The organism is Mesorhizobium sp. CC13 (assembly GCF_039907765.1).
Classification (GTDB): Bacteria; Pseudomonadota; Alphaproteobacteria; order Rhizobiales; family Rhizobiaceae; genus Aminobacter.
The window spans coordinates 539,419-558,516 of record NZ_JARDJI010000002.1; the positions used below are offsets into that span (position 1 = coordinate 539,419).

The following is a 19,098-nucleotide window of genomic DNA, read 5'->3' on the forward strand; positions in this document are numbered from 1 at the left end:
CGCGATAGGAATTCCGGCTCCAAGGCCGGTGCCAGCAACGGACCCGATTCGGTAGGGGGCGACAAAGCCCCCACGCGTGCGGTCGTCATCGTGCCGGTGCTCACGCGCCAGGCCAAGGGTGACGACGACGGCGCGCGGCCACGCCTGTCGCGCTCGTCCGACGCGCGCCATGACGAGGCCGTGGGCCTGACCAAGGCAATCGATCTCGAGCCGGTGCACACGGCCGTCGTGGCGGTCGCCGAACCACGGCCGGCAACCCTGCTCGGCAGCGGCAAGGTCGAGGAGTTCGCCGAGATCGTGAAGGAGCGCGGCGCCGAGCTGGTCATCGTCGACCATCCGCTGACGCCGGTGCAGCAGCGCAACCTCGAAAAAGAGATGAACGCCAAGGTGCTCGACCGCACCGGCCTGATCCTCGAAATCTTCGGCCGCCGCGCCCGCACCAAGGAAGGCACGCTGCAGGTCGAGCTCGCTCACCTCAATTACCAGAAGGGCCGGCTGGTGCGCAGCTGGACCCACCTCGAGCGCCAGCGCGGCGGTGCCGGCTTCCTCGGCGGTCCCGGCGAAACCCAGATCGAGGCCGACCGGCGCGCGCTCCAGGAAAAGATACTCAAGCTCAAGCGCGAGCTGGAGACGGTGCGCCGCACCCGCGACCTGCACCGCGCCAAGCGCCGCAAGGTGCCGTTCCCGGTCGTCGCCATCGTCGGCTACACCAATGCCGGCAAGTCGACGCTGTTCAACCGGCTGACCGGCGCCGGCGTTCTCGCCGAGGACATGCTGTTCGCCACGCTCGACCCGACGCTGCGGCGGGTGCGGCTGCCGCACGGCACGCCGATCATCCTGTCCGACACGGTCGGCTTCATCTCCGACCTGCCGACGCACCTGATCGCCGCCTTCCGCGCCACCCTCGAAGAGGTGGTCGAGGCCGATCTCGTCATCCACCTCCGCGACATTTCCGATCCCGACACGGCAGCCCAGGCCGACGACGTCGAGCGCATCCTGGCCGATCTCGGCGTCGATGCCGGCGATACCGACCGCGTCATCGAAGTCTGGAACAAGATCGACCAGCTCGACGAGGGCAATCGCGAGCGCCTGCTTTCGGACAGCTCCGGCGACCGCGGGACGCCGCCGATCGCGATCTCGGCGATCACGGGCGAGGGGATTCCGGCCCTGACCGCGCTCATCGAGCAACGGGTCTCGGGCGAGCTGGAAACGATCGACGTGATGCTCGAACCGAGCCAGCTCGGCCAGATCGACTGGCTCTACCGCAATGGCGACGTCGTCTCGCGCACCGACAACGACGACGGCAGCGTGTCGATGACCATCAGGGCCACGGCCTCGGCCCGCGAAGAGATCGCGGCTCGGATCGTGCGCAAGGGCAGGCACTGAGCTGCTCCAGCTTGGGTTCCTCGCCCCCGCGAAGTGGGGGGAGGTGGTTCGCGAAGCGAACCGGTGAGGGGGGGTCTCAATCCCGTGTGTGCTGGGGCAGCCAGCTCATTCGCCGGCGACGACCTACTTCGCCGTCTTCGCCTGCTGCCAGAGCGCTTCCATCTCGTCGAGCGTCGCCGCTTCCAGGCCGCTGCCGGCCTCGTTCAGCGCCTTTTCGACATAATGGAAACGCGTCCGGAACTTGTCGTTGGTGCCGCCGAGCGCCGCCTCGGAATCGAGCTGCAGGTGGCGGCCGAGATTGACCAGCGCAAACAGCATGTCGCCGAATTCGTCCTTGATCGCCGCCTGGTCGCCCTTGGCCATGGCCTCGCGCAACTCGCCGATCTCCTCCTCGATCTTGTCGAGGATGGGGGCTGCCTCGCCCCAGTCGAAGCCGACGCGCGCCGCCTTCTCCTGCAGCTTCAGCGCCCGCGTCAGCGCCGGTAGAGCTACCGGCACGGAGTCCAGGAAGCCGTTGCCGTGGTCCTCGGGGTCGAGCCCGCGCGCGATGCGGGCGGAACGCCTTTCGGCCTTCTCCTCGGCCTTGATCTTCTCCCACATGCCCTTGGCCGAACGCGCCTCGCGCGCCTCGGCGTCGCCGAAGACATGCGGATGGCGGCGGATCATCTTGGTCGTGATGCCCTGGACCACGTCGCCGAAGGAGAATTCGCCGGCCTCCGCGGCCATCTGGGCGTGGTAGACCACCTGCAGCAGCAGGTCGCCGAGTTCCTCGCGCAAATGGTCGATGTCGTTGCGCGAAATCGCGTCGGCCACCTCATAGGCCTCCTCGATGGTGTAGGGGGCGATCGTCGCGAAGTTCTGCTCGATGTCCCACGGGCAGCCGGTTTCCGGCTCGCGCAGGGCTGCCATGATCTCGATCAGGCGGGTGATGTCCTTGGAAGGGTGCATGAGAGCGATGCTATTACCCGCTCGCGCCAGACCCAACAATGGCCTTGGAGGCCGAAGGCTTGTCCACAACGTAGTTGGGATGCCTGCAGGTCCCACTTCCAGCCCTGAGCGGGCCTCGTGTGGCGCATTGCCCATTGACCTCCATGGCGCGCGCAGGCAGGTAGTCGCCATGCTGCATCTATCTCTCGTTGCAATGGGCGGCGCCATCGGCGCCTCGCTGCGCCATCTGGTCAACCTGGTGTCGCTGCGCCTGTTCGGCCCGAACTTTCCCTGGGGCACGATGGTCATCAACATCGTCGGGTCTTTCACCATGGGGCTGTTCATCGGCTGGCTGGCGCGCCGCGCCGGCGCATCGAACGAATTGCGGCTGTTCGTGGCTACGGGGATCTTCGGCGGCTTCACGACCTTCTCTGCCTTTTCGCTCGACGTCGCGACGCTTTGGGAACGTGGCGCGACCGTTTCGGCGGCGGGTTATGCGCTCGCGAGCGTGATCGGCGCGGTCCTGGCGCTGTTTTGCGGCTTGTGGCTCGCAAGAAGCATCGGCTGATGCTATTGGGCCGCTTCGAAACGTACAGGTGAATGATGGCAGGCGTCGAACAGATCACGGTGGAAGCCGGCGAAGCGGGCATGCGGCTCGATCGCTGGTTCAAGACCCATTTTCCCGGGCTCGGCTTCGGCCATCTGCAGAAGCTGCTGCGCTCCGGCCAGATCCGCGTCAATGGCGGCCGCGCCAAGGCCGACACGCGCGTCGAGCCGGGACACGTGATCCGCATTCCGCCGCTCGACGTCGACAAGAAGGGCGAGGGGCCGCTGACGGCGCGCACCATGCGCAATCAGGATGATGGCGACGTGCTCGCCCAGATGCTGCTCTACGAGGACCCCAAGGTCTTCGTCTTCAACAAGCCGGCCGGCCTTGCCGTGCAGGGCGGCTCCGGCGTCTCGCGCCATCTCGACGACATGCTGGAGGCCTGGCGCAACAAGAAGGGCGAGAAGCCGCGCCTGGTGCACCGCCTCGACCGCGACACTTCCGGCGTGCTCGTGGTCGCCCGCACGCGCCTTGCGGCGATGAAGCTCGCCGAGGCCTTCCGCGCCCGCGAAACCAGGAAGACCTACTGGGCCCTGGTCAAGGGCGTGCCGCCCAAGCGCGAGGACAAGATCTCGACCTGGCTGATCAAGGAACAGACGCCGGACGGCGACCGCATGCGCATCGCCAAGCACGGCGAAAAGGGCGCCGACCATGCCGTTTCCTACTATCGCATCCTCGAGCAGGCGGCCCAGGCGCTGACCTGGCTCGAAATGGAGCCCTATACCGGGCGCACCCACCAGTTGCGCGTCCACGCCGCCCATATCGGTTGCCCGATCATCGGCGATCCGAAATATTTCGAGCACGACACCAACTGGGAATTCCCCGGCGGCATCCAGAACCGCCTGCACCTGCATGCCCGCCGCATCGTCATCCCGCATCCCGACCAGGGCGTGATCGACGTCACCGCACCGATGCCGCCGCATATGCGCCAGAGCTGGAACCTGATCGGCTTCGACGAGGAAAGCGGCTCGCCCGAGTGAACCCCCGGACCATCATGAAACTCGTACTTTTCGATTGCGACGGCACGCTGGTCGACAGCGCCGACATCATCCATGCCTCGATGGTGGCGACGTTTCGCGAGGCCGGCCTGCCGCTTCCGACGCCCGCCGCCACCAAGGGCATCATCGGGCTGACGCTCGACATCGCGATCGCCGCCCTTTTGCAGCGTCCGCTCGACGACGAGTGCCGGCAACTCGCTGTCCGCTACAAGGAACATTTCAATGCCACGCATCGCCGGCCCGACTTCGAGGAGCCGCTGTTCGACGGCATTGCACAATTATTAGGCACATTGGCGGCTCGCGACGACGTGCTGATCGGCATGGTCACCGGCAAGTCGCGGCGAGGGGTGCGTCGCGTGCTCGAAGCGCATGGCTTCGAACGCTATTTCGTCACCGTGCGCACGGCGGACGACTGCCCGTCGAAGCCGCATCCGGCCATGGTGCTGGAATGCTGCGCTGAGATGGGCGTCGACCCGGCCTCGACTTTGGTGGTCGGCGACGCCATTTATGACATGCAGATGGCCAAGAGCGCGGGTGCACGCGCGGTCGGCGTGTCGTGGGGCTACCACCACCGTGAAGGCCTGTTCGCCACCGGCGCGGATGCCGTGATCGACACGCCCGCCGAACTGCTGGCCCTCATCGACTGACAGGAGCGAACCATGCGCGACATTCTGAGCGATCTCGAAGCCGGCCCGCAGCTGTCCGATCCCGATCCGATCCGCCGGGCGCAGATCCAGATGCGCACGCCGCTGCCCAAGCGCTTCTACAAGCAGGCATCGGTGGCGGAAACGGACGGCGCCCATGCGGTCCAGCTCGACGGCAAGTCGGTGCGCACGCCCGGCAAGGCCCTGCTCGCGCTGCCCACCGCGGCGGCGGCGCAGCTCGTCGCCGACGAATTCGCCGCCCAGGCCGAAGTCATCGACCCCTTCACCATGCCCGTGCTGCGGCTCGTCAACACGGCGATCGACGGCGTCGCCGCCGACCCGCAGGCGGTGCTCGAGGACATCCTGCGCTTCGCCTCCTCGGATCTGCTGTGCTACCGCGCCGACAGCCCGGAAAAGCTCGTCCAGCGCCAGTCGGATGCCTGGGATCCGGTGATCGACTGGGCGCGGGCGTCGCTGGGCGCGCGTTTCGTGCTCGCCGAAGGCGTGATGCATGTCGACCAGCCGCGCGAGGCGATCGCAGCGCTCGGCGTCCATCTTTCGCAGCGCTCGGAGCCGATGCGGCTGGCAGCGCTGCATGTCATGACGGCGCTCACCGGTTCGGCGCTGCTGGCGCTGGCCGTGGAGATGGGCGAACTCGACGTCGAGGAGGCCTGGACGGCCGCTCACGTCGATGAGGACTGGCAGATCGAGCACTGGGGCCAGGATTCCGAGGCCGTCGCCCGCCGCGCCAACCGCAAGCGCGACATGCAGGCGGCCGTTGCCCTGCTGACCGCGCTGAAGCCGGCCTGACCCGCCGGGGCGGCGCAGCACGTCGCTTGTGCAGGACGAGCCGGAGACCGGCATCCACCTGCCTAATTGTTGTGCACTTCAATCGCGTGCCGTCGTGCCAAGCCTTGCATCAGCTGCATTTCGCAGTTGGCACGAGGCTTGCTTCTCATATGTCGGCAAAACAGCCGCCCCGGCGGCAGCACGACACTGAGAGGACAGCATGACGAAGTACAAGCTCGAGTACATTTGGCTGGACGGATACACGCCGACCCCCAATCTTCGCGGCAAGACGCAGATCAAGGAGTTCGCGGAATTCCCCAGGCTCGAGCAGCTTCCGCTATGGGGCTTCGACGGCAGCTCGACCCGGCAGGCCGAAGGCCGCAGCTCCGACTGCGTGCTGAAGCCGGTCGCCGTCTATCCCGATCCGGCCCGCACCAACGGCGTGCTGGTGATGTGCGAAGTGATGATGCCCGACGGCGTCACCCCGCATCCGTCCAACAGCCGCGCCGGCATCCTCGACGACGAGGGCGCCTGGTTCGGCTTCGAGCAGGAATACTTCTTCTACAAGGACGGCCGCCCGCTCGGCTTCCCGGAGAGCGGTTTCCCGGCTCCGCAGGGCGAATACTACACCGGCGTCGGCTACAAGAACGTCGGCAACATCGCCCGCCAGATCGTCGAGGAGCACCTCGACCTCTGCCTGGCCGCCGGCATCAACCATGAAGGCATCAATGCCGAGGTGGCCAAGGGCCAGTGGGAATTCCAGGTCTTCGGCAAGGGCTCGAAGAAGGCGGCCGACGAGATCTGGCTGGCGCGCTACCTGCTGCAGCGCCTGACCGAGAAGTACTGCATCGACATCGAGTACCACTGCAAGCCGCTCGGCGATACCGACTGGAACGGCTCGGGCATGCACGCCAACTTCTCGACCGCCTACATGCGCGAAGTCGGCGGCAAGGCCTATTTCGAGGCGCTGATGGCAGCCTTCGGCGAAGCCCGCGCCGACCACATCGCCGTCTATGGCCCGGACAACCACCTGCGCCTGACCGGCAAGCACGAGACCGCTTCGATCCACGTCTTCACCTGGGGCGTGGCCGACCGCGGCGCCTCGGTCCGCGTGCCGCACAGCTTCGTCCGCAACGACTATCGCGGCTATCTCGAGGATCGCCGCCCGAACTCGCAGGGCGACCCCTACCAGATCGCCTCGCAGATCCTGAAGACGATCGCTTCGGTGCCGACCAGCGTCGAGACCAAGGAAGCTGCCTAACCTTTAGGCAGCGTCGAACAACAAAGCCCCGGGTTTCGGTCCGGGGCTTTTTTCGTTTCCAGGGAGCGGAGAGAGGGCTGACGAGCCATGCGGATGGCCTGCGCCGCGTAGCGATTCAGCGCCTCAGCGCATAAAAAAGCCCCGGATCGCTCCGGGGCTTTTTCGCTTTGTTTCTCGAACCTTAGATCGAGTAGTACATGTCGTACTCGACCGGGTGCGGGGTCATCTCGAAGCGCATCACCTCGGCCATCTTCAGCTCGATGAAGCTGTCGATCTGGTCGTCGTCGAAGACGCCGCCGGCCTTGAGGAAGCCGCGGTCCTTGTCGAGGCTCTGGAGTGCCTCGCGCAGGCTGCCGCAGACGGTCGGGATCTTCTTGAGCTCCTTGGCCGGCAGGTCGTACAGATCCTTGTCCATCGGCTGGCCGGGGTGGATCTTGTTCTTGATGCCGTCGAGGCCGGCCATCAGCAGGGCGGCGAAGCCGAGATAGGGGTTCGCGCCCGGATCGGGGAAGCGGACCTCGACGCGCTTCGACTTCGGCGACGAGCCGAACGGGATGCGGCACGAGGCCGAGCGGTTGCGGGCCGAATAGGCCAGCAGCACCGGCGCCTCGTAGCCCGGCACCAGGCGCTTGTAGGAGTTGGTCAGCGGGTTGGTGAAGGCGTTGACCGCCTTGGCGTGCTTGATGACGCCGCCGATGAAGTAGAGGCAGTTCTCCGACAGGCCGGCATACTCGTTGCCGGCAAAAGTCGGCTTGCCGTTCTTCCAGATCGACATGTGGACGTGCATGCCCGAGCCGTTGTCGCCGAAGATCGGTTTCGGCATGAAAGTGGCCGTCTTGCCGTAGGCGTTGGCGACCTGGTGCACGACATACTTGTAGATCAGCATCTTGTCGGCGTTGCGGACCAGCGTGTCGAACTTGATGCCGAGCTCGTGCTGGGCGGCGGCGACCTCGTGGTGGTGCTTCTCGACGCGCACGCCCATCTCGGTCAGCACCGTCAGCATCTCGGAACGCATGTCCTGGCAGCTGTCGACCGGCGGCACCGGGAAATAGCCGCCCTTGACGCGCGGACGGTGGCCGAGGTTGCCGGTCTCGTAGTCGGTGTCGTCGTTCGACGGCAGTTCGGTCGAGTCGAGCTTGAAGCCTGTGTTGTAGGCGTCGGCCTTGTACTTGACGTCATCGAAGACGAAGAACTCGGCTTCCGGGCCGACGAAGATGGTGTCGCCGATGCCTTCCGCCTTCATGTAGGCCTCGGCCTTCTTGGCGGTACCGCGCGGATCGCGGTTGTAGGCCTCGCCCGAGACCGGGTCGAGGATGTCGCACAGGATCACCATGGTCGACTGGGCGAAGAACGGGTCCATGTGGACCGTGTCCGTGTCCGGCATCAGCACCATGTCGGACTCGTTGATGGCCTTCCAGCCGGCAATCGACGAGCCGTCGAACATGACGCCGTCGGAGAACATTTCCTCCTCGACTTCGGCGATGTCCATGGTGACGTGCTGGAGCTTGCCCTTCGGGTCGGTGAAGCGCAGGTCAACGAACTTCACGTCGTTGTCCTTGATCTGCTTCATGATGTCGCTGGCTGTCGTCATATGCTGTTTTCCTGTCTGATGACGTTGGATCGGATGGACTGAAGAAAAAGGGGTCAGATGGCGTCTATGCCGGTTTCGCCGGTGCGGATGCGCACCACTTCCTCGATGTTGGAGACGAAGATCTTGCCGTCGCCGATGCGGCCGGTCTGGGCGGCCTTGCGGATGGCCTCGATGGCCGCCTCGACGGCCTCGTCGCCGAGCACGACCTCGATCTTCACCTTGGGCAGGAAGTCGACGACATATTCGGCGCCGCGGTAGAGTTCGGTGTGGCCCTTCTGGCGGCCGAAGCCCTTGGCCTCGGTCACCGTGATGCCCTGGAGGCCTGCTTCCTGGAGGGCTTCCTTCACCTCGTCGAGCTTGAACGGCTTGATGATCGCTTCGATCTTTTTCATGCGAATACTGGCCTCCACTTGCCGAATCCATTTGGGGTGATGCACCCGCTCGCGCTCATCGAAGCACGAAGCATGCCAGTTGCATCGCCTGCGACACAATTGAGCGGTTTGCCCACGCACTGGCCGCAGAAACGGGATATTGCGGCGGATTCCGCCCCGCTGACCAGAGGGCGCACAAATTTTCATCGCGAATTGCGCTCGGGGCCTGCCTAAAAATGCATCATTGTGCCGAGGAATTGGGCTTTGACCGGTGTCTTTCGGTCCGCGCCCGCACTGTGATAACCATCATGACAACGACCGGACGGATAGTGCCATGGCCTTCGAACTGCTGACCCCGAACGAGATGGCGGAGGCCGACCGGCTGACCATCGCGGCAGGGCCGATCGACGGCATCGGCCTGATGCGCCGGGCAGGGGGCGCCGTCGCCGATCTGGTCCTGGCGCGCTATCCGGGCGCGCACCCCGTGCATGTGCTCTGCGGGCCGGGCAACAATGGCGGCGACGGCTATGTGGTGTCCCGCCTGCTGCGCGAAAGCGGGGTGCCGGTCAGGCTTTTCGCCGACGGCACGCCGAAGACGGGCAGCGACGCGGCACTGGCGGCGGCCGAGTGCCCGGTCGCGCCGGAGCCGCTTTCGCGCTTCTTGCCGGAGCCAGGCTGCCTGGTCGTCGACGCGCTCTACGGCGCTGGGCTGTCGAAGCCGCTGGCTGGCGAGGCCCTTGCGGCGGTCGAGCGGGCGAACGCCTCGGGCGTGACCGTCGTCGCAGTCGACCTGCCGTCCGGCGTATCGGGCGAAACCGGTGCGGTGCTCGGCGCCACGTTCAATGCGGCCGTGACCGTCACCTTCGCGCGCAAGAAGCCCGGCCATCTGCTGCAACCCGGAAGTGAGCATTGCGGCGAGGTCGTCGTTGCCGACATCGGCATGTCCACCGCGACGATCGCCGCCACCGGCACGCGCTGCCTGGAAAACGATCCCGCCTGGTGGCGCAGCCGGTTTCCATCGCCGGCCAACGACGCCCACAAATACAGCCGCGGCCATGTCGGCGTCTTCTCCGGCGGGGTCGCGGCCACCGGCGCGGCGCGGCTGTCGGCGATGGCCGCGGCGCGGGCCGGGGCAGGGGCGGTGACGGTGCTGTCGCCGGGATCGGCACTGGCCACCAATGCCGCACATCTCACCTCCATCATCCTCAGGCGCTGCGACGGGCTCGAGGACGCGCTAGCCTTCCTCGAGGCGCGCCGGCCCGCGGCGCTGGTCTACGGCCCGGGACTGGGGCCGGAGCCGGAGGTCGGCCGCTTCGCGCTCGAGTTGATGATGCAAGGACATGGACGCTTCGGCACGCTCGTGCTCGATGCCGACGGCATCACCTCGCTGTCGCACAAGCGCGCGGGCTTCCTGGAGGCTCGCCGGCGGCAGGGCCGCCCGGCGCTGGTGCTGACGCCGCATCACGGCGAGTTCGGCCGCCTGTTCCCCGACCTCGCCGCCGATGCCGCGCTGTCCAAGCTCGAACGGGCGCGGGCGGCAGCCGCCAGGGTGGACGCAACGATCGTCTACAAGGGGCCCGACACGGTGATCGCGGCGCCCGACGGGCGGGCGGCGATCAACGCCAACGGCACGGCGCTGCTCGCCACCGCCGGTTCCGGCGACGTGCTGTCAGGGATCGTCGCGGCACTCGTGGCCCAGGGCATGCCGCATTTCGAGGCGGCCTGCGCCGCGGTCTGGATGCATGCCGCCGCCGCCCGCCGCTTCGGCCCCGGCCTGATCGCCGAGGATCTTCCGCTCGCGCTGCGCGAGGTCGTCGCGGCGTTGAGCGGGTGAGGGGCGGGCCGTCTTTCCTTCCCCTTGTGGGAGAAGGTGCCTGAACGAAGTGAAGGCGGATGAGGGGTGCTGGACGGAGTGCAGCGCCCGCGCCGGAGCTGCCAATCTCCCCTCATTTTCACCGTCTCATTTCTTCCCACCCCCCTCTGTCCTGCAAACCTAGCAGGGTGGGAAGGAAGCAACGCGGTGCCCGGCTCAGCCTCCGTTCACCCGTTTCATCAGGGCGATCGCGCCGTGCGGGGCGCGTACCTTGCCCTCGGTGATGAAGAAGACGAAGACGTCGCGCGGCTTGACGGGCGCGTCGGTCGAAGGGTCGGCGCGGGGCAGGTCGGCCGGCACGCCGCCTTGCGCCCAGGTTTTCGCCCGCCCGGCCCATTCGTCCAGCGCCTTCGGCGCGTAGCAGTCGGGGTTGTCGTCGCTGCCGGTCTGCAGGCGGGCATAGACGAAGTCGCCGGTCACGTCGGCGATCGCCGGGTAGGTGGCGTGGTCGGCATAGACGATTGCCACGTTGTGCTTGCGCGCCAGCGCCACGAATTCGGGCACGACGAAGCTCGGATGGCGGACCTCGACGGCATGGCGCAGCATGATGCTGTCCTGCTTCTCCGGCAGCAGCTTCAGGAAGGCCTCGAAGTCGTCATGGTCGAACTTCTTGGTCGGCGCCATCTGCCACAGGATCGGACCGAGCTTGTCGCCCAGCGCGGTGATCCCTTGCGTGACGAAGCGCGTGACCGACTCCCCGGACTCCGCCAGCACGCGGCGGTTGGTGACGAAGCGGTTGCCCTTGAGCGTGAAGACGAAGCCGTCCGGCGCCTCGCTGGCCCATTTGAGGAAGGTCGGCTCCTTGAACCCGGAATAGTAGGTGCCGTTGACCTCGATCGCCGGCACCTGACTGCTGGCAAATGTCAGCTGCTTCGCCTTGGACAGCTTTTCGGGATAGAACGTTCCTTCCCAGGGCTCGAACGTCCAGCCGCCCATGCCGGCGCGGATTTTTCCTGAAGCGGTCATCTTTTTAGTCCCTCGCAGTCAAGCACTTCGCAGAAGTGGACCACGCTCCGTGCGTGGATCGGCCAAAATCTCACGATTATTTCGATATTTCTCGACTGCTCTCCGAAGCCTACGCTTTTGTTCAATGCGGCCAACTTCCCCAATTCGAGGAAAGAATGTCCGAAAGGGAGTTGGATCAACTGCCGGATTCATCTTGTCTTCGTTTGTTGCATACCACCAAACTTGAAAGATTTGAGCTTCAACAGGTAGGATTTTTGTCAGCAGCATATAGTCCAGCCAGCCCATAAATAAGGGAGCGTCGTTTGCCGCGTCTGTGAATTCCGCCAACAGCGCTTCGTCGTTCCGAGCAGTTGAGTTGTCACGCCTATGATAGTGCTTGATCGCGTTCCAATATTGATTCCGCAGCGCCGCTATCTTGCGTATGTCAACGTCCGGAAATGTCCTCAGAATATGGGTCGATAGAGTGGGGATTTGTGCCTGTGACGCCAGTCCCTCGATTACTTCGCTTCCACCGCACGCCAAGGCCTGTACGGAAAATGGGTCCTTGTTCCTAATGAAAAGTTCAAGCGCAGCTCCCAGCTGGTTGCGGGCAATCTGCAACTTTATCGACATACTGCCCCCTCCTGCTACAGGTCTGTCTCAGAGCTATTCCGCCGCTTCGCGCTTCCTCGCGCCCGGCCTTCTCTCCAGCAGTTCCTTGAGGAACTGGCCGGTGTAGCTGCGCGGCTCGGCGACGATGTCCTCCGGCCGGCCCGCAGCCACCAGTTCGCCGCCGCCGTCGCCGCCCTCGGGGCCGAGGTCGAGCACCCAGTCGGCGGTCTTGATGACCTCGAGGTTGTGCTCGATGACGACGACCGTGTTGCCCTGGTCGACGAGTTCGTGCAGCACCTCGAGCAGCTTGGCGACGTCGTGGAAATGCAGGCCGGTGGTCGGCTCGTCGAGGATGTAGAGCGTCTTGCCGGTCGCCTTGCGCGACAGCTCCTTGGCGAGCTTGATGCGCTGCGCCTCGCCGCCCGACAGCGTGTTGGCCTGCTGGCCGATATGGATGTAGCCGAGGCCGACCTGGTCGAGCGTCCTGAGCTTGTCGCGCACGCCAGGCACCGCCGCGAAGAACTCGACGCCTTCCTCCACCGTCATGTCGAGCACGTCGGCGATCGACTTGCCCTTGAACAGCACCTCCAGCGTCTCGCGGTTGTAGCGCTTGCCGTGGCAGACGTCGCAGGTGACGTAGACGTCGGGCAGGAAGTGCATCTCGATCTTGATGACGCCGTCGCCCTGGCAGGCCTCGCAGCGGCCGCCCTTGACGTTGAAGGAGAAGCGGCCCGGCTGGTAGCCGCGCGCCTTGGCTTCCGGCAGGCCGGCGAACCAGTCGCGGATCGGCGTGAAGGCGCCGGTGTAGGTGGCAGGATTCGAGCGCGGCGTGCGGCCGATCGGCGACTGGTCGATGTCGATGACCTTGTCGAGGAACTCCAAGCCCTCGATGCGGTCGTGCTCGGCCGGGTGCTCGCGCGAGCCCATGATGCGGCGGGAAGCCGCCTTGAACAGCGTCTCGATCAGGAAGGTCGACTTGCCGCCGCCCGACACGCCGGTGACGGCGGTGAAGGTGCCGAGCGGGATTTCGGCGGTGACGTTCTTGAGGTTGTTGCCGCGCGCTCCGACGACCTTGATGCGGCGGTTCTTCTTGAGCTCGCGCCGGATCGGCGGCGTGGCGATCTCCAGTTCGCCCGACAGATATTTGCCGGTGATCGAATTGGGGTTGGCCATCACCTGCTGCGGCGTGCCCTCGGCGATGATGCTGCCGCCATGGATGCCGGCGGCCGGGCCGATGTCGACGACATAATCCGCCGTCAGGATCGCGTCCTCGTCATGCTCGACGACGATGACCGTGTTGCCGATGTCACGCAGGTGGCGCAGCGTGTCGAGCAGGCGGGAATTGTCGCGCTGGTGCAGGCCGATCGACGGCTCGTCGAGCACGTAGAGCACGCCAGTCAGCCCCGAGCCGATCTGCGATGCCAGCCGGATGCGCTGGCTCTCGCCGCCCGACAGCGTGCCGGAGTTGCGCGACAGCGTCAGGTAGTCGAGGCCGACGTCGTTGAGGAAGCGCAGCCGCTCGCGGATCTCCTTGAGGATGCGCACCGCGATCTCGTTCTGCTTGTCGTTGAGCTGCGCCGGCAGCGCCTCGAACCAGGCATTGGCCTTGCGGATCGACTGCTCGGTGACCTCGCCGATGTGCCTGCCGCCGATCTTGACGGCAAGCGACTCGGGCTTGAGGCGGTAGCCGGCGCAGGTCGGGCAGGGGGTGGCCGACATGAAGCGCTCGATCTCCTCGCGCATCCAGGCGGATTCGGTCTCCTTCCAGCGGCGTTCGAGGTTGGGGATCACGCCCTCGAAGGTCTTGGTCGTCTTGTAGGAGCGCAGGCCATCGTCATAGTTGAAGGTGATCTCCTTCGTGCCGGTGCCGTGCAGGATGGCATCTTGCGCTTCCCCGGAAAGCTCGCGCCAGCGGTCGCCGAGCTTGAAGCCGTAGACCTTGCCGAGCGCCTCCAGCGTCTGGGCGTAATAGGGCGAGGTCGACTTGGCCCAGGGGGCGACGGCGCCCTCGCGCAGCGAGACATGGTCCTCGGGCACCACCAGCGCCTGGTCGATGGCGCGCTGGCTGCCGAGGCCGTCGCAGGCCGGGCAGGCGCCGAAGGGGTTGTTGAACGAGAACAGCCGGGGCTCGATCTCGGGGATGGTGAAGCCCGACACCGGACAGGCGAATTTTTCAGAGAAGAGAATGCGTTCGTGGGTTTCGTTGGCGGACTTGTTGACCGAGTCCTCGCCGGTCAGGCTGGCGTCCAGCGGCCGGTCGGCGAACTCGGCCACGGCCAGGCCCTCGGCGAGCTTCAGCGCCGTTTCCATCGAATCCGCGAGGCGCGTGGCGAGGTCGGGACGCACGACGATGCGGTCGACCACCACGTCGATGTCGTGCTTGTACTTCTTGTCCAGCGCCGGCGCGTCGCCGATCTCGTAGAAGGCGCCGTCGATCTTGACGCGCTGGAAACCCTTCTTCTGCAGTTCGGCCAGTTCCTTCTTGTACTCGCCCTTGCGGCCTCGCACGATGGGCGCGAGGATGTAGAGGCGGGTGCCTTCGTCCAGCGCCAGCACCCGGTCGACCATCTGCGACACTGTCTGGCTCTCGATCGGCAGGCCGGTGGCCGGCGAATAGGGCACGCCGACGCGCGCGAACAGCAGGCGCATGTAGTCGTAGATCTCGGTGACGGTGCCGACCGTCGAGCGCGGGTTGCGCGAGGTCGTCTTCTGCTCGATCGAGATCGCCGGCGACAGGCCGTCGATCTGGTCGACGTCCGGCTTCTGCATCATCTCCAGGAACTGGCGGGCATAGGCCGAGAGGCTCTCGACGTAGCGGCGCTGGCCCTCGGCATAGATGGTGTCGAAGGCGAGCGACGACTTTCCCGAGCCCGAAAGGCCGGTCATGACGATGAGCTTGTCGCGCGGCAGGTCGAGATCGACGTTCTTGAGATTGTGCTCGCGCGCACCGCGAATGGAAATGTACTTGTGATCGGCCATTGCCGCGCCGCCGCCTCAAATCTGGATGTCTCGGAGTGGCGGGCGAGCCCGGCCATCCCCCTATGTAGGTATTTTCGACGCCCGGTCGAGAGCAGCGCCGCGCACACCGGCAAGCGTTTAAGCGCCTTTGGCGCCGGCGGGCAAGCGAAAAGAACAAAGGCCGAACGGCATCCTGACAACGGTATGGCAGGAGCGGGGCAGGGCCAAGATCCGGAAAGACGGTGTGCCGTTCACATTTTTCCCGCCCGACAATGTTGCTGTTGACGTGGCCGAATCAGGGATGCAGACTGCCCTTGTCGCCCGATGCCGAGCCCGTTCAATGGCTCCTCACCATGCTACGGACGGTCTGCGAGACGCCGCAGACACGCGAGTTGAGCGGAAGGCGTACATTTGGCGCAACTGACGTAGGAGCTAGGCATGACTCCACCGGACAGTCCCGAAAGGTTCCGCTAGAGAGACGGAGCCGCGGCAGGCGCAGGTGCCTGGCCGTTCCTGAGTGAACAGCCCCGCAGACCGTGACCTGCTGTCCCCCATACAATCAGAAACCGTAGTCGGATCGGTGGCCGAGAGCCACGAGCATCCGAGAGAGCAAAGCCGGTAAACCGCTCCCGGCAATCAAGGGTACAACCCGACAAAACGGCCCCGTGCGCTCCAGGGAGCGGCGGGGCCATATTTTTGCGCCCCATATCTTGCGCCGATAGTCTCACGGCGCATTCGGCGGAATTTCTCCAGGGTCGGCTCTTGTCTTCCCGACAGCGCATTCCGACCTGACCCTCCAGGCTCGACCGAGCGAGGGGAGAACCATGGCCGAACGTCAGACGCAGCTCATCGGCTTGATCGGGCATGAGCTGGGAATCCAGCGCGCTCTACTATCGTCTCGTCAACCAGGCGGCGCATCGGCGGCTGGGCGGGCATCACAATGCACGCTCGCTGATGTTCACGCTCGACTTCGACGAACTCAACGATCTCGCCGCCAAGGGCGAGTGGCAGCGGGTCGCCGCGGTGGTTTCAGAAGCGGCTCGGCATCTCGAGGCCGGCGGCGCGGCCTTCGCCATGCTGACGGCGGTGACGCCGCATTGCGTCGCCGACAAGGCCGCTGCGGCCATCGGGCCAGTTGCTGCACATCGCCGATCCGGCCGGCAGGGCGCTCGAGGCCGCCGGGCACAGACGGGCAGGGCTGTTGGGCACGCGCTACACGATGGAGCTCGGCTTCCTGGGCGAAAGGCTGGAGAAGCAGTTCGGCATCAAGGCGCTGGTGCCGCCGGAGGACGAGCGGGCCGCCTTGCAACGCGTCATCATCGAGGAACTGACGCTCGGCGTGGTGAAGCCGGACTCGAAGGCGCTGCTCTTGCAACTTGCCAAGGGGCTGGCGGAGCGGGGGGCGGAATGCATCGTCGTCGCCTGCACCGAGCTGCCGCTGCTGCTGGCCATGGAACACTACCCGGTGCCTGCCCATGACATGGTGGAGCTTCATGCCGAGGCGGCGGTCGAGCTTGCCCTCGCGCAAGACCGAACCGGTCGGCTGGAAGGCTAGCGACCGCTGCTTTCCCGACGGCGTGCCGCCTACCTAGCCCGCCGGTCCGGCAAACAGGATCAGGTTGCCATCGGGGTCGAGCACGATGAAGTTGCGGGCGCCCCAGGGCTCCTTTCGCAGCGTCTGGTGAAACGTCACCCCTGCGGCGTGGAATTCCGCAAACAGCTCTTTGATCTCGCTTGCGGTTGCGACGGTGATCGAGGCTGAAAGCAGGTGCTCGCGCCGACGGACATCGCCGACGAAGACCGGTTCGCAGACCAGCCTCAGTGCGATGCGCGCATGGTCGCGAACGACCTGGGCGTAGAAGGGCGGCTCGCCATAAGCGAAATCGACCGCGAAACCGAGTTTTTCGGTGAAGAAGGCGCAGGACGCGGCCATATCGGCGACGAACAGCTGCGCAGAAATCGCGGCAAGGACAGGCGGCTGCGCCGGCAGGTCTTGTCGGCTCATGTCATCGGCTCCCGATTTGAGCGCCTGCCAGCCGTCGAAGCCCTGTTGCCGCGCGACCAATTCCTGCGCGTCGCTGAGCTTGAAGTTCGCCTGCATGATCTGGCCGTCGTCGAGGCAGGCGAACCGCGGCAGGCCGGCTCTCAGCACGGCGGCGACCGGGTAGTAGCCCTGGCGATGCCAGCGGAGATATTGCTTGGCCTGCTTCCTGAGGTTTTCGAGGCTCGGCATGGGCGCAATTGCAGTTGGATGTCCCAGGTGGGCATTGCCCTTTCGGCGTTCTGCCGATGCGCCCCATGAAGCACGCCAACGATGCCCTTGGCATTCGCAGCTGTCAATCTGGTGCACCAGCTTGGCGTGATGGCCAAATGCGGGCAATGCCGCCGGCTCTTGCCAATGGTTGTGGACTGATATAGAACAAAATAAGAACGAAAATGACTTGTGGACGGCAAGTCCTTTTCCACCCGCAGGGGGCGCGGGCGGATGGCGCATTGGGCTAATGTGCGCCCTCACAATTTGGATCTGGTTTCGGACGAGCGCGGAGCGGTGTCATGGCAGGTAGCGTCAACAAGGTCATTCTGGTCGGCAATCTGGGCGCTGATCCTGAAATCCGCCGGCTCAATTCCGGCGAGCCGGTCGTCAACCTGCGTATCGCCACCTCGGAAAGCTGGCGCGACAAGAATTCCGGCGAGCGCAAGGAAAAGACCGAGTGGCATCAGGTCGTCATCTTCAATGACAACCTCGCCAAGGTCGCCGAGCAGTACCTCAAGAAGGGCATGAAGGTTTACATCGAAGGCCAGCTCCAGACCCGCAAATGGGAGAAGGACGGCATCGAGCGCTACACCACCGAAATCGTGCTGCAGAAGTTCCGCGGCGAGCTGCAGATGCTCGACGCGCGCGGCCAGGGCGGTGAGTCCGGCTATAGCGGTGGCGGAGGCCAGGTCGGCTATGGCGGCGGGCAGGGCGGTGGCTATGGCGGCGGCGGCCGTGGCTCCGATTTCGGCCAGTCGAGCCCGACCGAGGGTTACGGCCGCGGCGGCGGTGGCGGCGGCCGCGGTGGCATGGGCGGCGGTGGCGGCGGTTCGCGCGACCTCGACGACGAAATCCCGTTCTGATCGCGACGGCGTAGATTTCTTGACGGACCAGGACGCTGTCGACGTCATGTTCGTCGAGCGGCCCGCCGTGAGCTATCAGGTCCAAGCCGAGGAATTGGCCGTCGTGGCCGGGGCTGCGCCGATGTCAGGTTCATCGAGCGACCCGCCCCGAGCCATCATCAGGTCCAAACAGAGGCAGCGGCAGTCATTGCCGGGGCTGCGCCGACGCCATGTTCGCCGGGCGGCCCGCCCCGAGCCATCATCAGGTCTATACAGAAGCAGCGGCTGTCGTCGCTGGGGCTGCGCCATGTCCCCGGCGGGCGGCCCACCCTGATCCACTAGGTCTAGGCCGAGCTAGAGCTGTCGCGGTCGGGGCTGCCAGCTAGGTCTTGGCGGTCGAGACCTCGTCGTCCGTTCATTGGGGGACGCCGCCAGGGCGGCAGCGCAAGCTGTCCAATGCGATCGGCGGCTCTGCGATCATGCTCGACCTTCGACCTGGGTGCAGCCTTGCGGCCGTCATCTGCGCCAAAGCCAAATCGCCAGCGCAAGCTGCTTATCCTTGCGGCCTCGAGGTTGGCGGAACGCGTAGGCGCGGGGTCGTCATGTGGGTGAAGCAGGCGCGTGAGCGCCGTGGCGAGGACCCTAGGATCCATGCCGTGAGATTTGGCCCAACGTGGAGATCTTTTCCTCTGGGCCGGAGATTTTTCTGTCTGTGCGGTCCTTCGCCTTGTCCCTGCCTGAGGGTCGTCCATTTCAAAGTCTCGTTTCTTCCCACCCCCCTCTGGGCTGCCGCCCATCTCCCCCACAAGGGGGGAGATCAGTCGCGTCGCCGGCGGCGCCTATCCTGCGACCGCTCGCCAAAAGTGATTGCCGGGCGAGTGGGTTAGCCGTGATCAGCGGTTTGCAGGTCGGTGATTGGCCGGGACGTCGATGGCGGCCTGATCTCCCCCCTTGTGGGGGGTGAGGAGTGGTCGCCGAAGGCGACGAAAAGCCAATTGCTTGGCTTTTCGAACGACGAACGCCGGCAGGGCAGAGGGGGG

General features: G+C 65.5%; 16 protein-coding genes. 9 read left to right on the forward strand and 7 right to left on the reverse strand.

Annotated features, from left to right (window positions below; translation table 11 throughout):
• Positions 1-90 precede the first annotated feature (90 nt).
• Positions 91-1,386 carry a GTPase HflX gene (hflX, locus tag PV773_RS05700; protein ID WP_347965434.1) on the forward strand — a complete coding sequence of 432 codons (1,296 nt, stop codon included), beginning with the start codon at positions 91-93 and terminating at the stop codon, positions 1,384-1,386.
• A 123-nt stretch (positions 1,387-1,509) separates the two neighbouring features.
• On the opposite strand, the gene mazG is transcribed toward hflX, so the two are convergent.
• On the reverse strand, positions 1,510-2,334 hold the full coding sequence (mazG, locus tag PV773_RS05705; RefSeq protein ID WP_347965404.1) for a nucleoside triphosphate pyrophosphohydrolase: 825 nt from the start codon (positions 2,332-2,334) through the stop codon (positions 1,510-1,512).
• Positions 2,335-2,503: 169 nt separating this feature from the next.
• On the opposite strand from mazG, the gene crcB reads away from it, so the two are divergent.
• From crcB to PV773_RS05730, 5 genes are all read left to right on the forward strand, one after another.
• Entirely contained in the window at positions 2,504-2,881 is a 378-nt protein-coding gene (crcB, locus tag PV773_RS05710; protein ID WP_347965405.1) for a fluoride efflux transporter CrcB, read from the forward strand.
• A gap of 35 nt (positions 2,882-2,916) precedes the next feature.
• On the forward strand, positions 2,917-3,900 hold the full coding sequence (locus tag PV773_RS05715) for an RluA family pseudouridine synthase (protein WP_340041488.1): 984 nt from the start codon (positions 2,917-2,919) through the stop codon (positions 3,898-3,900).
• A 14-nt stretch (positions 3,901-3,914) separates the two neighbouring features.
• Positions 3,915-4,565, forward strand: coding sequence for an HAD family hydrolase (locus tag PV773_RS05720; RefSeq protein WP_347965406.1), 651 nt, complete (start codon positions 3,915-3,917; stop codon positions 4,563-4,565).
• 12 nt (positions 4,566-4,577) lie between these two features.
• A complete protein-coding gene (locus PV773_RS05725; RefSeq protein WP_347965407.1) occupies positions 4,578-5,372 on the forward strand; it encodes an ATP12 family chaperone protein in 795 nt (264 codons plus the stop codon).
• A 199-nt stretch (positions 5,373-5,571) separates the two neighbouring features.
• Complete coding sequence (locus PV773_RS05730) at positions 5,572-6,612, forward strand: glutamine synthetase beta-grasp domain-containing protein (RefSeq protein ID WP_347965408.1); 1,041 nt, start codon at positions 5,572-5,574, stop codon at positions 6,610-6,612.
• A 181-nt stretch (positions 6,613-6,793) separates the two neighbouring features.
• On the opposite strand, the gene glnA is transcribed toward PV773_RS05730, so the two are convergent.
• The gene (glnA, locus tag PV773_RS05735; protein WP_340041483.1) at positions 6,794-8,203 is read right to left on the reverse strand and encodes a type I glutamate--ammonia ligase; all 1,410 of its coding nucleotides are present in this window, start codon (positions 8,201-8,203) and stop codon (positions 6,794-6,796) included.
• A 53-nt stretch (positions 8,204-8,256) separates the two neighbouring features.
• Positions 8,257-8,595 (reverse strand): P-II family nitrogen regulator, encoded by a 339-nt coding sequence (locus PV773_RS05740; RefSeq protein ID WP_340041484.1) that lies wholly within the window; start codon positions 8,593-8,595, stop codon positions 8,257-8,259.
• Between the two features lie 313 nt (positions 8,596-8,908).
• Here PV773_RS05740 and PV773_RS05745 point away from each other — a divergent pair, with 313 nt between their 5' ends.
• Positions 8,909-10,408, forward strand: a complete 1,500-nt coding sequence (locus PV773_RS05745; protein ID WP_347965409.1) for an NAD(P)H-hydrate dehydratase — start codon at positions 8,909-8,911, stop codon at positions 10,406-10,408.
• Between the two features lie 195 nt (positions 10,409-10,603).
• Here PV773_RS05745 and PV773_RS05750 read toward each other — a convergent pair whose 3' ends face one another.
• The 3 genes from PV773_RS05750 to uvrA are packed head-to-tail and all read right to left on the reverse strand — an operon-like array spanning position 10,604 to position 14,983.
• On the reverse strand, positions 10,604-11,413 hold the full coding sequence (locus PV773_RS05750) for a DUF72 domain-containing protein (protein ID WP_347965410.1): 810 nt from the start codon (positions 11,411-11,413) through the stop codon (positions 10,604-10,606).
• Between the two features lie 18 nt (positions 11,414-11,431).
• Positions 11,432-12,025 (reverse strand): hypothetical protein, encoded by a 594-nt coding sequence (locus PV773_RS05755; protein WP_347965411.1) that lies wholly within the window; start codon positions 12,023-12,025, stop codon positions 11,432-11,434.
• A gap of 33 nt (positions 12,026-12,058) precedes the next feature.
• On the reverse strand, positions 12,059-14,983 hold the full coding sequence (gene uvrA / locus PV773_RS05760; RefSeq protein ID WP_347965412.1) for an excinuclease ABC subunit UvrA: 2,925 nt from the start codon (positions 14,981-14,983) through the stop codon (positions 12,059-12,061).
• 1,114 nt (positions 14,984-16,097) lie between these two features.
• Between uvrA and PV773_RS05765 the strand changes: the two genes are divergently transcribed.
• Positions 16,098-16,517 carry an amino acid racemase gene (locus tag PV773_RS05765; protein ID WP_347965413.1) on the forward strand — a complete coding sequence of 140 codons (420 nt, stop codon included), beginning with the start codon at positions 16,098-16,100 and terminating at the stop codon, positions 16,515-16,517.
• Between the two features lie 33 nt (positions 16,518-16,550).
• Here the strand turns inward: PV773_RS05765 and PV773_RS05770 are convergent, their stop codons facing one another.
• On the reverse strand, positions 16,551-17,195 hold the full coding sequence (locus PV773_RS05770; RefSeq protein WP_347965435.1) for a VOC family protein: 645 nt from the start codon (positions 17,193-17,195) through the stop codon (positions 16,551-16,553).
• A gap of 320 nt (positions 17,196-17,515) precedes the next feature.
• Here PV773_RS05770 and ssb point away from each other — a divergent pair, with 320 nt between their 5' ends.
• A complete protein-coding gene (gene ssb, locus PV773_RS05775) occupies positions 17,516-18,079 on the forward strand; it encodes a single-stranded DNA-binding protein (RefSeq protein WP_347965414.1) in 564 nt (187 codons plus the stop codon).
• The last annotated feature ends 1,019 nt before the right edge of the window (positions 18,080-19,098 follow it).